The sequence below is a fragment of the Kitasatospora sp. NPDC053308 genome (assembly GCF_055585785.1).
Genome location: NZ_JBVJJY010000002.1, coordinates 166,871 through 183,821, shown reverse-complemented (window position 1 = coordinate 183,821; position 16,951 = coordinate 166,871). Strand labels below are relative to the sequence as shown.

The 16,951-nt window shown below is 74.8% G+C and carries 16 protein-coding genes; 11 read left to right on the top strand and 5 right to left on the bottom strand.

Translation table 11 applies throughout. The features are described from left to right. Nucleotides 1-615 precede the first annotated feature (615 nt). The 3 genes from ACZ6Y7_RS06105 (at nucleotide 616) to ACZ6Y7_RS06095 (ending at nucleotide 3,694) form a co-directional block, all read left to right on the top strand. Nucleotides 616-1,836, top strand: a complete 1,221-nt coding sequence (locus ACZ6Y7_RS06105) for a cytochrome P450 (RefSeq protein ID WP_465756628.1) — start codon at nucleotides 616-618, stop codon at nucleotides 1,834-1,836. Then, nucleotides 1,833-2,090, top strand: a complete 258-nt coding sequence (locus ACZ6Y7_RS06100) for a ferredoxin (protein ID WP_465756627.1) — start codon at nucleotides 1,833-1,835, stop codon at nucleotides 2,088-2,090. Before ACZ6Y7_RS06105 ends, ACZ6Y7_RS06100 begins: the two co-directional genes overlap by 4 nt. Nucleotides 2,091-2,542: 452 nt before the next feature. Continuing rightward, a complete protein-coding gene (locus tag ACZ6Y7_RS06095; RefSeq protein WP_465756626.1) occupies nucleotides 2,543-3,694 on the top strand; it encodes an MFS transporter in 1,152 nt (383 codons plus the stop codon). Nucleotides 3,695-3,804: 110 nt separating this feature from the next. Here ACZ6Y7_RS06095 and ACZ6Y7_RS06090 read toward each other — a convergent pair whose 3' ends face one another. Together ACZ6Y7_RS06090 and ACZ6Y7_RS06085 are read right to left on the bottom strand one after the other, a co-directional pair. After that, nucleotides 3,805-4,716 carry a LysR family transcriptional regulator gene (locus ACZ6Y7_RS06090; RefSeq protein WP_465756625.1) on the bottom strand — a complete coding sequence of 304 codons (912 nt, stop codon included), beginning with the start codon at nucleotides 4,714-4,716 and terminating at the stop codon, nucleotides 3,805-3,807. A 22-nt stretch (nucleotides 4,717-4,738) separates the two neighbouring features. Then, nucleotides 4,739-5,986, bottom strand: coding sequence for a phosphotransferase family protein (locus tag ACZ6Y7_RS06085; protein WP_465756624.1), 1,248 nt, complete (start codon nucleotides 5,984-5,986; stop codon nucleotides 4,739-4,741). Nucleotides 5,987-6,463: 477 nt separating this feature from the next. On the opposite strand from ACZ6Y7_RS06085, the gene ACZ6Y7_RS06080 reads away from it, so the two are divergent. After that, the gene (locus ACZ6Y7_RS06080) at nucleotides 6,464-6,976 is read left to right on the top strand and encodes a P-loop nucleotide/nucleoside kinase family protein (protein ID WP_465756623.1); all 513 of its coding nucleotides are present in this window, start codon (nucleotides 6,464-6,466) and stop codon (nucleotides 6,974-6,976) included. Nucleotides 6,977-7,000: 24 nt separating this feature from the next. On the opposite strand, the gene ACZ6Y7_RS06075 is transcribed toward ACZ6Y7_RS06080, so the two are convergent. Together ACZ6Y7_RS06075 and ACZ6Y7_RS06070 are read right to left on the bottom strand one after the other, a co-directional pair. Beyond that, a complete protein-coding gene (locus tag ACZ6Y7_RS06075) occupies nucleotides 7,001-7,975 on the bottom strand; it encodes a PhzF family phenazine biosynthesis protein (RefSeq protein WP_465756622.1) in 975 nt (324 codons plus the stop codon). A gap of 50 nt (nucleotides 7,976-8,025) precedes the next feature. Continuing rightward, complete coding sequence (locus tag ACZ6Y7_RS06070) at nucleotides 8,026-9,120, bottom strand: DUF5937 family protein (protein WP_465756621.1); 1,095 nt, start codon at nucleotides 9,118-9,120, stop codon at nucleotides 8,026-8,028. Between the two features lie 101 nt (nucleotides 9,121-9,221). On the opposite strand from ACZ6Y7_RS06070, the gene ACZ6Y7_RS06065 reads away from it, so the two are divergent. The 7 genes from ACZ6Y7_RS06065 to ACZ6Y7_RS06035 all read left to right on the top strand — a co-directional run bounded on the left by ACZ6Y7_RS06065 (nucleotide 9,222) and on the right by ACZ6Y7_RS06035 (nucleotide 15,900). Then, on the top strand, nucleotides 9,222-10,616 hold the full coding sequence (locus ACZ6Y7_RS06065) for an MFS transporter (protein ID WP_465756620.1): 1,395 nt from the start codon (nucleotides 9,222-9,224) through the stop codon (nucleotides 10,614-10,616). 69 nt (nucleotides 10,617-10,685) lie between these two features. Beyond that, complete coding sequence (locus ACZ6Y7_RS06060) at nucleotides 10,686-11,255, top strand: hypothetical protein (RefSeq protein WP_465756619.1); 570 nt, start codon at nucleotides 10,686-10,688, stop codon at nucleotides 11,253-11,255. A 238-nt stretch (nucleotides 11,256-11,493) separates the two neighbouring features. Beyond that, nucleotides 11,494-12,297, top strand: coding sequence for an MBL fold metallo-hydrolase (locus tag ACZ6Y7_RS06055; protein ID WP_465756618.1), 804 nt, complete (start codon nucleotides 11,494-11,496; stop codon nucleotides 12,295-12,297). A 133-nt stretch (nucleotides 12,298-12,430) separates the two neighbouring features. Next, on the top strand, nucleotides 12,431-12,601 hold the full coding sequence (locus tag ACZ6Y7_RS06050; protein WP_465756617.1) for a hypothetical protein: 171 nt from the start codon (nucleotides 12,431-12,433) through the stop codon (nucleotides 12,599-12,601). Between the two features lie 147 nt (nucleotides 12,602-12,748). Next, entirely contained in the window at nucleotides 12,749-14,056 is a 1,308-nt protein-coding gene (locus ACZ6Y7_RS06045; protein ID WP_465756616.1) for an NAD(P)/FAD-dependent oxidoreductase, read from the top strand. Between the two features lie 252 nt (nucleotides 14,057-14,308). Beyond that, nucleotides 14,309-14,995: a DUF488 family protein, N3 subclade gene (locus tag ACZ6Y7_RS06040; protein ID WP_465756615.1), complete on the top strand. Its 687-nt coding sequence runs from the start codon at nucleotides 14,309-14,311 to the stop codon at nucleotides 14,993-14,995. A gap of 245 nt (nucleotides 14,996-15,240) precedes the next feature. Further along, nucleotides 15,241-15,900, top strand: a complete 660-nt coding sequence (locus ACZ6Y7_RS06035) for a hypothetical protein (RefSeq protein WP_465756614.1) — start codon at nucleotides 15,241-15,243, stop codon at nucleotides 15,898-15,900. 404 nt (nucleotides 15,901-16,304) lie between these two features. On the opposite strand, the gene ACZ6Y7_RS06030 is transcribed toward ACZ6Y7_RS06035, so the two are convergent. After that, nucleotides 16,305-16,943, bottom strand: a complete 639-nt coding sequence (locus ACZ6Y7_RS06030; RefSeq protein ID WP_465756613.1) for a cation:proton antiporter domain-containing protein — start codon at nucleotides 16,941-16,943, stop codon at nucleotides 16,305-16,307. Between the last annotated feature and the right edge of the window lie 8 nt (nucleotides 16,944-16,951).

Here is a 16,951-nt window from a genome sequence, read left to right as displayed (position 1 = left end):
CGGCCGGTGCCGCTCTGCACCGGCGTGACCTGCGACGAAACGACTGCGGTGACACCGCCCACGAAGCGTAACGCCCGTTCCGCCGACCGCCCCGGCCCGGGCTCGGCGATCCGGCCCGCCCGGGCCCGCCCGCCTCCGTCCGCCTCCGTCCGGCTCCGTCCGGCGACGGCACGCCGCACGGCACGTGTCGGCGGCATATCCCGTGGTTGGGCCGCAGCGGGGCAAGCGAGGGCCCGGGGCGGGCCGCACCGCAGGGGCGCACGGACGGCGCTGAGCGCCCATCAGCGCGCCTCGAACTGCCCGGAAAGCACCGGTGTTGGCTGGAAGTGCCGCTGACGGGCGCACGGCGGCCCACGTACGGTCGTAGCAGAGACGGTCCACGCGACCACGCTCAGCACACCCGCCCCACCTGACGGCGCGCCACCGCGCGCCGCGGTGCCGGGCGCGTACCGACCGTACGCCCCCGCACATTTCGCGCCACCCCGTAGCAGCCGCTCGAAACCCCGGCCCGAGTCGAGCCGCCCGCCGGCCGCACCACCCGTCCCCGCACCATCCTCCGATCCACCCCCCGTCGGGCCGCCCCCGCGGCCCATCGCCCTGGAGTCTGGAGTACGGATGTCCACCGAGAACAGTGCGACCGGTGCCGGCACCGGCACCGCCCCGCTCCCCCCGCTGCACTGCCTGCGCCACCTGGAACCCGGCCCGCCCCGGCTGGCCGCGCTGCCCACCGGCACCCCGGTCTGGCTGGTCAGCCGACACGCCGACGTGCGCCAGGTGCTGACGGACCCGCGCCTGGGCCGCGCCCCGCTCTACGCGCCGGACGCGCCGCCGATCACGGTCGTTCCCAACATCCTGGACAACCCGCAGAGCATGTTGAACATCGACGGCACCGAGCACCAGCGGCTGCGCCGCACCGTGCAACGCGCCTTCACCCCGCGCGCGATCGCCCGCTGGAAGCCGTGGGTGGCCTCGGTCGTCGAGTCCCTGATCGACGAACTGATGGACCACGGCTCCCCCGCCGACATCGTCGCCGGCTACACCCGGCCGCTGCCGGTCACGGTGATCAGCCGGCTGATGGGCCTGGACAACCTGGACACCAAGCGCCTCGCGCACTGGAGCGACCACGCGCTCTCGGCCACCGCCTACTCCGCCGAGGCCATCGTCACCGCGATGCGCGAGTTCACCGCCTTCGGCGCCGAGGTGATCGCCGAGCGCCGCGCCGAGCCCGGCGACGACCTGGTGAGCAGCCTGCTGGCGGCCGCCGCCGAGGACGGCTCGATCACCGAGGACCAGCTGGTCTCGCTGGTCGTCGGCCTGGTCGTGGCCGGCCACGAGACCACCATGACCAGCCTCGGCAACGCGCTGGTCTACCTGCTCACCGACGGCCGGGAGGCCTGGCAGCAGCTCGCCTCCGACGAGGCCAGCGCCGCCGCCGCGACCGAGCAGCTGCTGCGCGCCGTGCCGCTCGGCGACGCCCACGAGCACATGCCCGGGCTGATGCGCCGCACCGTCGAGGACGTGGAGATCGGCGGTGTGGTCATCCCGGCCGGCAGCGTGGTCGCCGCCGACACCGGCGCCGCCAACCGGGACCCGGAGGTGTTCACCGAGGACCTGCTCAGCGAGCTGTTCTCCCCCCTGGCCGCGCCGACGATGACCTTCGGCGCCGGGCCGCACCACTGCCTGGGCGCCTGGCTGGCCCGCATGGAGCTGGAACTCGCCCTGCACCGCCTCGCCCGCCGGCTGCCCGCCCTCCGGTTGACCGAGCCGGTCGAGCGGATCGACTGGCGGCGCGGCCTGCTCACCCGCAGCCCGCACTCCCTCCGGGTGGCCTGGTGACCAGCCGGGCGGACACCGAAGCGGTGATCGTCCGGGTCGACCGGGACCGCTGCATCGGCTCCGGGATGTGTGCCCGCAGCGCCCCCGACTCGCTGGCGCTCGGCGCCGACGGACTCGCCGCTCCGCTGGCCGGGTACGCGGACGGCGGGGCGGAGTTGACGGACCGGCTGACCGAGGCGGTGGACTTCTGCCCGGTCGAGGCGCTCACCCTCCACGCGGCCCGCGACGGCCACCGGATCGACCCTGCGGAGTGACCCCCTCCCGGGGGCCCTTTCCCGGGGGTGACCTCGGGTGAGCTCTCCCGGGGCCGGCACCCCCGGGGCCCGCCCTCCCCGAGGGAACCTGCTCTCCCCGGTGGTGCCCGCCGACCCCGACCCCAGCGGCGGGCACCACCGGGGCAGCCCCATCGATGAGCCGGGCTCATCGATCGATGAGCTGATCGATCTTGTTCGGTCCTCCGGCCTGCTGATCAGCTGGCCGCATGACGAACCCGGAAACGACCGACGCGGAAACGACCCACCCCCCGGCAACGATCCGCCCGGCACCGACCGACGCACGAACGACCCACGCGGCAACGACGACCCGCGCGGCAACGACCCACGCGCGAACGACCGACGCGCGAACGGCGCGCACTCAAGCCCTCCCGGGCGAGCGGACCCACGACGCACCCCCGTCCGACCCGCCCGCCGGCCTCCGCTGGTCACCGGTGCTCGCCGTGGCCCTCGCCACCTTCACCCTGGTCTCCTCGGAGATGATGCCGGTCGGTCTGCTCACCCCCATGTCCCACGGCCTCGGCATCTCCGACGGCGCCACCGGCCTCTCCCTCACCGTCACCGGCCTCATCGCGGCCGTCCTCTCCCCCCTCACCCCCGCGCTGATCGGGCCGCGCGACCGCCGTACCGTCCTGGTCGCCTTCCTGCTGCTGCTCGCCGCCGCCGACGCGCTGGCCGCCCTCGCGCCGAACCTCGCGGTGCTGACCGTCGGCCGTGTGCTGCTCGGCGTGGCGATGGGCATCGTCTGGGGCCTCGCGGCGAGTCTCGGCCCGCGCCTGGCCGACGGTCCGCGCGTCGCCACGGCGATGACGGTGATCTTCTCCGGTGTGTCCATCGCCTCCGTCCTGGGAGTCCCGCTGGGCACCTACCTCGCCGCGCTGCTCGACTGGCGCGCCGCGTTCTGGGCGCTCGCCCTGCTCGGCGCCGCCTCCGCCGCCGTCCTCGCCGCCACCCTGCCGGCGCTGCCGCCGCTGCCCGTCCCGCCGGGTACGGAGCGCGGGCGGTCGGGCGGCCCGGGTGGCGCGCTGCGCGACCGGGGCGTCGCCACCGGCGCCGCGGTCACCGCCCTGGTCGTGCTCGGCCACTTCGCCGGCTACACGTACGTCCGCCCGGTCCTCGAAGCCGAGGCGGGTCTGAGCAGCGGCGTCATCGCCGGCTGCCTGCTGGTGTACGGACTGGCGGGCGTGGCCGGGAACTTCACCCTCGGCCCGCTCTCCGGGCGCCGTCCGAGGACGGCCGTCGGCCTCGCCCTCGCCGGTGTCACCCTGGCCGCCGTCCTGCTGCCGTACGCCACCGGCGGCGTCGGCACCGTCCTGCTCGCCCTGGTGGTCTGGGGCGTCTCCTACGGCGGGGTGTCGGTCTCCACCCAGACCTGGATCCGCACCGCCGCCCCGGCCCGGATCGAGGCCACGGCGGCCCTCTGGGCGGGCGTGTTCAACGCGAGCATCGCGCTGGGTTCGCTGGCCGGCGGGCTGGTCGTCGACCGGGCCGGCACCCACGCCGTCCTGTTCACCGCGGCGGCGCTGGCGGGCGCCGGCCTGCTGCTCACCCTGCTGTCCCGGCCGGCCGCACCCGGGCGACGGTAGCCGGGGAGGGCAGCCAGAGGGACGGCAGCCGGGCGGAACGGCAGCCCTGCGGAACGGCAACCAGGGACGACAGCCAGGGGGACGGCCACCGGCAGGGACGGCAGCCGCGCTCAGTCGACGTGCCGCACCAGCAGCTCGACGAAGTCCGCCGTCATCCGGTGCGGCCGCCGCTCGTGCTGCACCACCGCCAGCGTGGTCGACGCCAGGTCGGGCACCGGCAGGAAGCGGATGTCCGGCCGCTGGAGGTACGCGGTGCTGCGCTCGCACAGCAGCAGCCCCCGGCCGGTGCCGGCCACCATCGACAGGCCCTCCTGGATGGTGGCGGCGCCCGCCGGGTACACCAATGCCCGCCCGTCCGGCGTCCACCGGGGCGCGTTGACCTCGCGCCAGTAGGCGGGGGCCGGGCCGCGCGGCTCGATCAGCGGCAGCGCGGCCAGCTCGTCGGCGCCGACACCGGCCGCCCCGCCCACGCGCCGCGCGGCGGAGACGGCCACGCACACCGGCTGCCGGGAGAACTCCAGCAGCACCTCGAGCTCCGGCTCCCGGCAGGGGGCGAGCACGATGGCCAGGTCGACGTCACCCCGGGCGAGTTGCGAGAACGGGTCCGCCCAGGGCAGTTCGACCAGTCGGGCGGTGCCCTCCGGCAGGCACGCGATCGCCCGGGCGACCGGCTCGTAGACGGCGCACTGGAAGCCCAGCCGCAGCGGCCGGGCGGCCCCCGCCCGGTCCCGGGCGGCGGCGTAGCCGTCCCGCAGCCGCTCGAAGGCGGGCACGGTCTGCTCGGCAAGGGCGCGCCCCAGCTCGGTCAACTCGACGCGGCGGCTGGTGCGTCGGAACAGCGGGGCGCCGACCCGGGCCTCCAGCCGCTTGATCAGCTGCGAGACCCGGCTCTGGGAGAGGCCCAGGCGCTCGGCCGTCCGCCCGAAGTGCAGCTGGTGGACGAGGACGGAGAAGCACTCCAGCTCCTGCAGGGGCAGCTCGGGGAGCACGGAGGGCCCGGTCGCCGTGGTCGGTCGTTCCACTCCGGCAGTCTACGATCCGTCGTCAGGCACCCGACACCCGCACGGCCCGCAGCAGCCGGCGCAGCTCGCCCGCCGGATCGCCCTCGTGGTAGGGGCGTTCGCTCGGTTCGATGTGGTCGAGGAACTCCTGGTACCGCAGCGCGTACGCGAGGTGGTGGAAGGGCTCGGCCAGTTCCAGGGCGCGCACCGGGTCCGAGCCGGGGGCGTGCCGCAGCCAGGCGCCGGTCCAGACCCGGGCGTGGTGCTGCCAGGCCTCGGGCGAGACGAAGTCGCGCGGACGCAGCCCGTCCAGGGCCGGGTGGCCGAAACAGGCGTCGGCGAAGTCGATCACGGTGGCCGGGCCGCCGTCCTCGGCGCGCCAGTTGCCGGGGTGGAAGTCGCCGTGCAGCACCGTCTCCGGCAGTCCGCAGGCCGCCAACTCATCGGCAGCCGCGGGGAGTTCGTCTAGCAGGTCACGCAGCGCGGCGAGTTCGGCGGGGGCCAGGTCGGTCTCCTCCGCGAGCTGGTCCAGCCGGGTCTCCAGCTGGGTCAGCAGGGCCCGCGGCGTGCGGTCACGCAGTGCGGCCGCGGCGGCCCGGCCGTCGGCCAGGGCCGCCTGGGCGGCGACCAGCCGGGGCACCGGATCGGTGACGGTCCCGGGTTCGGGTCCCCAGCAGTCCTCGCCGGGCACGTGGTCGAGCAGCACCCGGCCGCCGTCCCGGTCGGCGGCGAGGACGGTCGGGACGAGCGTCGGATCGACACCGCCGAGCAGGGCGACGACCTCGCTCTCGGCCGCGTTGAACGCGGGCGTGGTGGTCTTCAGCCAGACGTCGACACCGGTCGCGGTGGGGATCCGGAACAGGCCGGACAGGTTCCAGGTCCGGATCTGCCGCGCGGGCCCGCTCTGCGGGCGCCCGATCCGGGCGAGTTCCGCCTCCGCCCAGGCCAGCGCCTGCCGCAGCCCGTCGGGCGTGGCCCAGACGGCACGGCGTTCGGCGGGCCCGATCCGGGCCGCGGTGTCACCGGCCGGCGGTCGGGCGTCGAGCTCCTCCGGCCGCTGCAGCGCCTCGGCGTGGTAGCGCACCCGCCCGCCGCTGCCGGTCTCCTCGCCCTCGCCCTCGATCAGCCGTAGCACCAGCACCGGCACCCCGGCGAGCCTGGAGGCCCCTGCCACGACCCCCTCCACGGAGGACCACCCCGGGCTCTCCACCTCGAAGGGGCCCAACTCGCCGAAGTACTCGTCGCCGTGGGTGACATCGACCGTGACGGTCCGGTGGTTCGCGTGTCGCATCCGGGCAGCTTCGCCCACCGGCGCGACCGGGCGCCACGGGTTTTCGGGGCGGACCGAGCGCTGCCCCACCGCCCGGAACGCCACTGCCCGAAACGCCGCTTCGCCGGACACCACTGTCCGGAACGCCACCGCCCGGGCCCGCGCCCGCGCCGCCTCCGCCGCGGCCTGCTCCCGGTCGGACGCGAACACGAGCCGGACGGCCAACGCGGCCGGCGCGTCGGCCCATGCCTCGTACCAGTCGGCGAGGCGGCCCGGATCGTCGCCGTCGGGCCTACGCGACCGCACCGCACGGAACCACCGCAGCGCCTGCCTCAGCGCGGCGTCGGGCGCAGCCTCGGGCACGGGATCGCGCACGGCGTCGGGCGCAGCCTCGGGCCCGGGAACAGGCCTGGGATCGGGCACGGGATCGGGCACCGGAGGCCTTCTGTCGTCGAGGCGTTCCCCCCTGACACGATACCGGGCGCCTAACCTGGCGGCATGACAGAGCGGTCGAGCACGGTGGTGCTGATGTGCGGTCTGCCCGGCGCGGGCAAGACCACCTATGCGATGGGCCTGGTGCGGCGCGGCTACGTCCGACTCTCGCTCGACGAGGTGGTGTGGCAGCGCCTGGGCGGACAGGACGCCGGCGTGGCGCTGGCGGAGGCGGCCTTCGACCGGCTGAAGGACGAGGTGCGCGCCGAACAGCGCCTGGAGCTGGTCAAGTTGATGAGAGCCGGGCGTGACGTGGTGGTCGACTACAGCTTCTGGAGCCGGGCCGCCCGCGACGACTACAAGGCGCTGGTGGAGAGCCACGGGGCCCGCTGGGAGCTGGTCCACCTGAAGGCCGACCGGGCGACGCTGGAGCGCCGCCTCGCGGTGCGGAACGGGCAGCGGGGCGCCAACGCCGTGACCGTCGGGGAGGCCCTGTTCGCCCGCTACCTGGCCGACTTCGAGGAGCCGAGGGGCGAGGGCGAGCAGGTCCTCCTGCAGCCCTCGCCCGCCCGGGACTGATCCGCTCCGGGCCGTCGGCCCCTCCTACCGGATCGCCACCGCCGTGCCCGAGACGCGCACCCGCGCGTCCTCCGCCCGCAGGTCGACCGTCAGCACGCCCGGGCGGCCCAGGTCCTCGCCCTGGTGCAGCGTCAGCACCGTCGGGGCCGTCACCGCGCCCAGCTCGCGCAGGTACGCGCCGAAGGCGGCCGCGGCGGCGCCGGTGGCCGGGTCCTCGACCACGCCGCCGACCGGGAAGGGGTCACGGACGTGGAAGACCTCCGGGGCCTCGCGCCAGACGAGCTGGAGGGTCGTCAGGTCCCGGGCCCGCATGAACGCCGCCAGGCCGTCGAAGTCGTAGTCGAGGCGGGCCAGTCGGGCGCGGGTGCCGGCGGCCAGGACGAGGTGCCGGGCACCGGCGTAGCCGAACCGGGGCGGCAGGGCCGGGTCCAGGTCGGCGGCGGACCAGCCGAGCAGCGCGAGCGCCTCCTCGACGTCGGCGGCCGGGACCTCCTCGACCTTCGGCTCGACGCTGGTGAGGGTGGCCCGCAGCAGCCCGTCGGCGCCGGGCGCGACCTCGACCGGGACGTCCCCGGCCGCCGTCGCGAAGACGTACCGCCCCGGGCCGGTGCGCTCGGCGAGCGCGACGGCGGAGGCCACGGTCGCGTGCCCGCAGAACGGCACCTCCGCGAGCGGGCTGAAGTACCGGACGCGGTACGTCCCTTCGCCCTGACCGGCGGTCAGGAAGGCGGTCTCGGAGTACCCCACCTCGGCGGCGATGGCGAGCATCCGCCGGTCGGTCAGCCCGGTGGCGTCGAGCACCACGCCCGCCGGGTTGCCGCCCTCGGGGCGGGTCGCGAACGCGGCGTAGCGGAGCACCTCGGGCTCGGACGAGGGCGAGGCGGCGGAGGCAGCGGAGGCGAGGGCCGGGGCGGCGGAGGCGCGGGAGGCGGCGGAGGCGGAGGCGGCGGAGGCGGAGGCGGAGGCGGGGGCGGCGGAAGCGGCAGCGTCGTCGGTCATGCCCGGACGAACGCGTGCCGCCCGCCCTCTGTTCCCACCCGCCCCGCCGCTCACCGCAGCACCGCCTCCAGGAAGTCCGAGCCCAGCCGGGCGCTGCCCGACAGGTCGAGCTGGTAGAGCATGTACCGCCCGCGGCGCTGGGTGGTGAGCAGCCCGGCCTTGCGCAGCACGGCCAGGTGGCGCGACACCTCGGGCGCGCTGAGGTCCCAGGCGGAGGCCAGTTCACCCGTGGTGTGCGGGCCGCGGGCCATCGTCCGGGCGAGGCGCAGCCGGACGGGGTGGGCGAGCGCCTCCAGGCGCTGCTGGACGAGGGCGAGCGAGACCGGCTCGGGCAGTCCGGCCTCGGCGACCGGGTACTGGAGGACGGGCCGCCAGCCGGGGGCGTAGACCACCAGCAGGTGCGGGCGGCCGAAGGCGGTGGGGATGAAGGTGACGCCGCCGTTGTCGACGGCGCTGGTGGTGCTGTCCTGCAGCTTGTCGACGACGATCCGCCGCCGGCCGCCGCCCTCGTCGAGCGACACGGACGGCGAGACGGCGGCCAGCGTCTCGGTGAGGCCCCGACGGGCCAGCAGGTCGCTCTTGCGCCGGGCGTCGGCGGCCAGGTCGGGCAGCACGCGCTGCCAGGCGTCGGCGAAGAACGCGGACACGCAGTCCTCCAGCATCCGCCGCACCAGCGCCCGGACGGCGGGCGGGTCGGCGAGCAGCCGGTCGGCGAAGGCGGCCTGCCGGGGGCCGCGGGCCAGGGCGAGTTCGCGGGCGCGCTCGTTGGCGACGGGGTCGGTCAGCGGGGAGGCCGTGCGGGGGGTGAGCCGGGAGGAGCCGCAGGTGGTGATGAGGGCTCCGGCGACGAACAGCTCGTCGTCGATCCGGTCGACGGCGTCGAGTTCCTCGGCGAGGGTCGCGCCGGGCAGGCCGGGGACGAGGAAGTCGGCGCGCGAGGAGCGCCAGAGGAAGTCGGCCTCCAGCAGTCGCTCGGCCAGCTCGGGCGGGATCGACGCGGTGGTGCTGCTCGCCCAGCCGTGCAGCGCCGGGTGGTGCTCGGGCTCGGCGAGGACGTGCAGCATGGCGTTCAGCTCGGCCAGCGGGGAGGGCGTGAAGAGCAGGCGCTCGTCGGACAGCCCGGTGATGTCGATGGTCACACTCACGCGGCTGATCCTTCCACCCGGTCCGCCGACGGTTCCCGTCGATTGACGGGAACCGTCAATCGACGTGCTCAAGGCCCCGGCCCGGACGGACGGTACCGGCCATGAGCCTTGTCCAGGAGAAGTCCGTCCATGACCACGCCGCCGTCCGCACCGGCCAGCCGCCCGCCCCGCCGATCGGCGTCGGCCGCCGCGACCCGTCGGCCCTGCTGAGCCTGCTGACCGCCGCCGGCGGGCCCCGGTACGCCGTCGCGCTGGCGATGGACGCGGTGGGCGGCGGCCTGCTGCGGCCGTTCCTGCTGCTGTACGGGATCGCGCTGCTGCACCTCGGCGCGGGCGCGGTCGGGCTGGCGCTGTCGTCCGGGATGGTGGCCGGCCTGCTGGTGGTGCCGCTGACCGGCCGGTGGATCGACCGCGGCGCCCGGACGCTGCCCGCCGCCGCCACCCTGCTGCTGCGGGCCGCGGGCGCGCTGACGCTGCTGCTCGCGGACGGCCTGCCGGGGTTCACGGCGGCGGCGGTGCTGTTCGGGGTGGGCAGCCAGTCCTGGCCGACCACGCACGCCGCGGTGGTGAGCACGCTGACCGGGGGACGGCTGCGGGACGCGGCGCTCGCCGCCGGGCGGTCGGTGCGCAACGCCGGGCTGGGCCTGGGCGCGCTGCTGGCCACGGTGGCGGTGAGCGGCGGGGCGGAGGCGATCCGGCTGCTGGCCGGGGTGACGGGCGTGGCCTGCCTGGGCGCGGCGGTGCTGGTGGGCTCGCTGCGGGTGCGGGCCGACCGGGAGACGCCGCGCCAGGACCAGCAGCAGGACCCGCGCCGGGACCGGGGGCAGGACCGGCGGTGGGACCGGGGGCAGGACCGGCGGCAGGACCCGCGCCAGGACAGGCGCCAGGACCGGCGGCAGGACCCGCAGGGCGACCCGCGGGTGCGGCACGAACCGCTGCGCCGGATCACCCTGCTGAGCTTCGCGAACCTGCCGTACGCGTTCTGCTTCGACGTGCTGGAGGTGGCGCTGCCCACGCTGCTGGTGCTCCGGCAGCACGCCTCCGCGGCCTGGTCCTCGGGCCTGTTCGTCGGCAACACGGTGCTGGTGATCGCCCTGCAGCTGGCCCTGGTGCTGCGGCTGGCGAACCGGTCCCGGCACGCCGTCCTCGCCGCCTCGGGGGCGCTGCTGGCCGTCTCGTACCTGGGTTTCTGGGGCGCCGGGGCGCTGGGCGGCACACCGGGCGCGGTGGGGATCACCGTGGTCTCGGTGGTGTACACACTGGGCGAGATCCTCTACACCGGCTCGGGTACGGCGCTGGTGGCGGCCGTGGCCCCGCCGCACCTGCTCGGGCGGGCGCTGGCGCGCTGGGAGCTGTCGATGGGCGTGGGCCGGGCGGCGGCGCCGGCCGTGGTGACGGCGCTGCTGGCGACCGGGCCGGGCGCGCTGTGGGTGCCGCTCGCCGCGGCCACCGCGCTGGGGGCGCTGGCGGTGCTGCGACTGGGCCCGGCGCAGTAGCACGCCCGGTCCACCCCCGGCCCCGACGGCCCCGGGCCTCGCCCCCGACCCGGTGGGATGATCGGCCTCATGGCCCTGACCCCGCAGCAGCAGCGCCTCCGCGACCGGATCCTGGCCGCCCCGTTGACCGCCCCGCCGGAGCCGTGGCGGCCCGTCGGCCGGGGGACGATCGCCGTCGGCGGACTGCTCGGCATCGGCTTCGCCGTCCACCCGGAGAGCGGGCACGACCTGGTGCTGACGGTCTCCACCCGCGGACACGGCCTGTTCGACGCGGTGACGGGCCTCAAGCTGGCGCGCGACCACGACCCGGCGGAGGACCCGGACGGCCCGGACCTCTGCTGCCCCGGCCTCGGCCAGGTCGCGGACGTGCGGATCCCGGTGGCCGGGTCCTGGGGCGGCGGTCTGCACACGACCGCCGAGGGCGGCTGGCACGTCGAGGTCGCCGCGCCGGAGTGGCCGCACCACCGGGTGCTGCTGGCGACCGGCCGGGGGCCGTGGCAGGGCGAGCACGGCGAGACCTGGTGGCAGGTCTTCGACTCCAGCTGGTCCACCCTGCGCGCGGCCGGCTTCTCCCCCACCGGCCGCACCCTCGCGGTGGCCACCAGCAGCGACCTCGCGCTCTGGACCCGGGCCGGCTGACCCCTCCCGGCCGGAGGCCGCGCCCCGGATGCGGGTACCGCCCTCCGGATGCGGGCACCGTCCACCGAACGCGGGCACCGCTCCCCCGGGTGCGGCACCGTCCTCCGAACGCCGGGCACCGCTCCCCCGGGTGCGGCACCGTCCTCCGAACGCCGGGCACCGCGCTCCGGATGCGGGCACCGCGCCCAACGCCGATGCTGACGGCGAGGCGTGCCCGGCCCGAGGAAGGACCCAGATCGTGAGTGCTCTCGACTTCGAGATCATCGACAGCCCCGACAGCTCGCTCAACAAGACCTCCGTCCTGGTCACCGGCCCGCACGACGCCCTCCTGGTGGACGCCGGATTCACCCGCTCCGACGGCCGCCGCCTGGTCGAGCGGATCACGGCCACCGGCAAGCGGCTGACCACCGTCTTCGTCAGCCACGGCGACCCGGACTTCTACTTCGGCGCCCAGGAGGTCCAGGACGCCTTCCCGCAGGCCCGGTTCCTGGCCACCGCCTCCACCGTCGAGCACATCCAGCAGACCTACGAGGACAAGCTCCGCGCCTGGTCCCACCTGGGCCCCGAGCTGCCGACCCGGCTGGTGCGGCCCGACGTCCTGCACGGTGACGAGATCGTCTTCGAGGGCCACCGCTTCGAGGTGCGCGGCGCCGACTTCCACCTGCCGGACCGGCACTACCTGTGGCAGCACCACCACCGCGCCGTGCTCGGCGGGGTGCTGCTCTTCGAGGGCCTGCACGTGTGGACCGCCGACACCCCGACCTCCGCCCAACGGGCCGCCTGGATCGACCTGTTGGACGGCATCGAGGCCCTCCACCCGGCCTGGGTAGCGGCCGGCCACCGGGTCGCCGGCGCGCCCACGGACCTGAACGCCGTCGACCACACCCGCGCCTACCTGCGCGCCTTCGAGACCGAGATCGGCCGCGCCGCCGACGCCGCCGCAGCCAAGGAGTCCCTGGAGCGGCGCTTCCCCGACCTGGGGCTGCGGATCGCGGTGGACATCGGCACCAAGGTCGTCATGGGCGAGATGGCCTGGGGCTGAGCCGGCGCCGAGCGAGATCCCCAGGGCCGCCGCCTCCGGCTCCGCCGGGTGCGGGAGGTGCCCCCGGCCCTCCCAGCACGAGGACACCTCCGTGGGACCCCTGTGTGGGACGCCTCCGTGGGACCCCTCCGTCGTGGACGACGAGGACGACGTGGTCCCGGCCCGCTACACGGCCGTCCCCAAGACCCCTGGAGAACCGCTCGCGGCCCGGGTCGCCCGCCACGTCACCGTCCGTGTCAGCCCGGTCCTCCGCTTCGCGCAGGTCACCGACCCCGCGCTGGTCAGGGACACGATGACCCCGTAGCACCGCCCGGCCACCCGGCCCCGCGCCCGCCCCGGCGTTCACCCGTACGGGCGAGCGTGGCGCGGCGCGCCCGGCCCGGCCTCGACACACCACCCGGACGGCGGCAGGCTGGCCCCGATTCAGGGCCGGAGAACGAGGAGTCGGGACATGGCGGGCACGGACAGCGGCACCACTGGAGCGGGCGGCGGGCAGGACCGCCCGATCGTGATCGTCGGGGCGTCCCTCGGCGGCGCGAAGGCGGCCGAGGCGCTGCGCGAGGCCGGGTACCGGGGCGGCATCGTCCTGATCGGCGAGGAGCACGAGCGGCCGTACGAGCGGCCGCCGCTGTCCAAGGGCTACCTGCTGGGCAAGACGGCCCGGGAGAAGATCTACGTGCACCCCCCGCAGTGGTACGCCGAGCACGACGTCACGCTGCGCCTGGGCACGGCGGTGTCCTCGATCGACCCGGCCGCGCACACCGTCACGCTCGCCGACGACGGCCGGGTGGAGTACGCCAAGCTGCTCCTGACCACCGGCTCGGTGCCGCGCCGCCTACCGGTGCCGGGCGCGGACCAGGACGGCGTGCTGTACCTGCGCCGGGTCGAGGACAGCGACCGGATCAAGGCGGCCCTGCGGCCGGGCGCCCGGATCACGGTGATCGGCGCGGGCTGGATCGGGCTGGAGGTGGCGGCCGCCGCCCGCGAGGCCGGCGCCGAGGTGACGGTGCTGGAGGCGCTCGAACTGCCGCTGCTGCGGGTGCTCGGCCGGGAGGTCGCCCAGGTCTTCGCCGACCTGCACCGGGAGCACGGCGTGGACCTGCGCTTCGGCGCCAAGGTGGCCGAACTGACCGGCGACGGCGGCACGGTGAGCGGCGTGCGGCTCGACGACGGGACGACGGTGGCGGCCGACGCGGTCGTCGTCGGCGTCGGCATCTCCCCCGCCACCGGCCTCGCCGAGGCCGCCGGGCTGGAGGTCGACAACGGCATCAAGACCGACGAGCACCTGCGCACCTCCGACCCGGACGTCTACGCGGCCGGCGACGTCGCCAACGCCTACCACCCGCTGTTCGGCAGGCACCTCCGGGTCGAGCACTGGGCCAACGCCCTCAACCAGCCCCAGACCGCCGCCCGCGCCCTGCTCGGCCACCCGGACGCGGTCCACGACCGGGTCCCGTACTTCTTCACCGATGCCGAGTGGACACCCCGGCATCCTAACGAGCCGGTGGCCTCACGGGACAAGTTGAGCATGGAATACCTCGGCTACGTCGAGCCCGACGGCTACGACCGGGTCGTGTTCCGGGGCGACGTGAAGGCCAACGAGTTCATCGCGTTCTGGCTCAAGGACGGCCGCGTCCTCGCCGGTATGAACATGAACATCTGGGACGTCACCGACCCGATCCGCGACCTGATCGTCTCCAAGCGCGCCGTGGACGTCGACCGCCTGGAGGACCCGAACGTCCCCCTCAGCGAGGTCTGACTGGGCGTTTCGTTCCTGACTTCTGAGGTCAGGTTCCCCGTAGGGTCTGGGCGGTGGCGGCCTGGGTCAGCAACTGCCTGCTCGCAGCGTAGTCCTGGACGCTTGCGGCGATGATCGGCACCCGGAGCGGCGAGCCCGGAATGCCGGTCAGAGACGCCCGAGCACTTTGCCGCTCCCGACGTCGCTGGAGGACTTCACCCGATCGGGGATGCGGCGACGGAACTGAGCTGACCCCTCGTTAGGATCTCTGGCATGTCTGGTCGCTCTTCTGCCGATAGCTCCGAGCGTGCTCGCGCCCACCGCCTGGGTCGCCAGCTGCGAGCACTGCGAGAGGATCACGGCTTGACCCGAACCGAGTTGGCCTCCGCAGCCGGCGTACCCCTGCGCACACTGTCCCGTCTAGAGACCGAGTGCGTCGCGCAGCCCGGACTGTTCACCATCGCGGCGTTGGCGCGAGTCCTGGAGATGACGGTGGACGACTTGGTGGCGGCCGCGGTTTCGGCGCCAGGTCTGTGGTCCACGGGTTACGAGGGCCGCACGATCGACTCGTTCGTGGCGGCGCTGGTCGACGCGGGCGTGGACGCGGTGGCGGATGTCCGGCTGACGCCGATCAGCCGCAAACCTGGGTTCAGCAAGTCGCGGCTGAGCGCAGCCCTGGCCGAGGCGGACATCTCCTACGTGCACCTGCGCTCGCTGGGCAACCCGAAGGACAATCGGGCGCCGTTCTGGGACGGTCGCGTCGGCGAAGGCCTGGCGGCGTTCGCCGACGTCCTGGCGACGGAACCGGCCCGCCGGGAGCTGGAGGAACTGGCCGGGTTGGCCGTCGAGCGTTCGGTGGCAGTGCTGTGCTTCGAGCAGGACGAGCGCCGCTGCCACCGCCAGGCCGTCCTGGCTGAACTGCACCAGCGAACCGCGCTGCCCGTCGCCGCCCTGGCTTGATCCGCTGCAACTCCACGCCGGACACGCACCCTTGCGCATTCGGCACCGTGCCCGCCCAATGGTGACAGGAGTCAGACCAGGGGGCTGGAATGGTGGCATCGGGCTGGGAACGAGCGCGCATCCTGATCACGGTCAAGACGTATCCCGACGTTTCGCACAAGTACCTGGAAACATGCTGCGTCGCCGGTATCCGCCTGGACACCGACCCGGTGGGGCATGTGCGGCTCTTCCCAGTCCCTCACCGGTTGCTCGACGAGGAGAAGCAGTTCGGGAAGTACTCCGTCGTCGAGGTCGACGTCCGGCGCCACCACACCGACCGGAGACCTGAGAGCCTGCGACCCAACCTGGACACCCTCCGGGTCGTCCACACGGTCAGCAGCCGGAACGGCTGGGCCGAGCGCCTCGACATCGCCAGACCGCTGATCCAACCGTCCTTGTGCGCGATCAAACGCCTCCAAGCTGCCGACGGAACCTCCCTCGGACTCTTCCGCCCCGCCCGCATCGACTCCTTCCGACTCGCCGACGCCAACCCGTGGACCGCGGAGCAGCACGGCATCGTCAACCAGACCGACGTGCTGCATCCCGACCACCGCCCCCTCGAATGGGTGCCCTACGAGTTCCGCTACCGCTTCCACTGCGACGACGACACCTGCCGGGGCCACGACATGGGCTTACACGACTGGGAAGCCGGCCAGTCGTGGCGCAAGTTCCGCCGCACCTACCCGGCCTACCGGCTCACCGACGTCCTGCGCGAGCGCTGGTGGACCAGGATGGTCACGCCCGATCGGGCCACGCACTTCTTCGTCGGTAACATCGCGGCCCGCCCGAGGACGTTCATGCTCCTTGGCGTGTTCAACCCCACGATTGCCGCTCTCACCGCCCCGCGCCAGGACGCGCTCTTCTGAGCGCGCGCTCGGAGACTTTACCGGTATCAAACCGTAGGCGTATGAGGCCTCTCATGGGAGCAGCCCCATCGCCACGAAGTCCGACGGTTGGACGACCTGCCGCCCGAGCAGTGGGACAACACATCCGGAAGGCGTTCGGTTGACAGTCTCCCCGCAGGGCACGGGCACGCGCGACGGCCTCTACCGACTCCGTCGCGCGCTCGCCCTCATCGCCGCTGCTGACCTTCGTCGGCTGTAACGTGGTGATCGACCTCCTCGTGCTCTGGTGCGCTCGCGCACCTCGTCCCCGCGCTCGCCCCGGCCGCTGAGCTTCCGGCTCCGCATCGGCGCGGCTCGGCAGCCGTACCGGGCTTCCACCTGTCTGCCCGGCACACCGCCGGAGGGCCAGTGGGCCGGGCGGACCGTCAGGGAGTGCCGAGGGCGGCTTCCTCCCGGTCGAGGTCGTGCTGGACGCGGCGGCGGGTGGTGTCGCTGATGCGGTGCTCGTCGTAGAAGCGGTGCAGTTCGGTGCTCTGGACGGCGATGACCTCGCGGCGCAGCTGGCGGTAGGCGGCGTCGGCGGTGGTGCCGTCGGGCGTCTCGGGGGTGCGGTCGAGGCGGGCGGTGAGGGCGTGGCGGACCCGGTCGAGGGCGGTGTCGGGGACGGCTTCCAGCTCGGCGAGGTTCTCGACGTGCTGGAGGGCGGCGCGGTTGAGGGCGTCGCGGGCGTCGTCCTCCTCGCGGGCGGTGTGTTCGGGTTCGAGGGCGAGGCCGGAGCGGTTGACGACGGCGGCGAGGGTGAGGCCCTGGACGACGAGGGTGAACACGACGACGGCGGTGGTGAGCACCAGGACGAGGGGGCGTCCGGTGAGTGTGGTGCCGTCGTCGGCGAGCAGCGGGATGGACAGCGCCGCGGCGAGCGGCATGACGCCGCGGGTGCCGGCCCAGGTGACCACTCCGGCGACTCGCCAGGACAGCCGGCCGCGGCCCTGGCTGGGCTTGACGGCACGGGTCAGCGGCAGCGTGGAGAGGACCCGCACCGCGATCAGGACGGCGGCCAGCACGAGCGCCT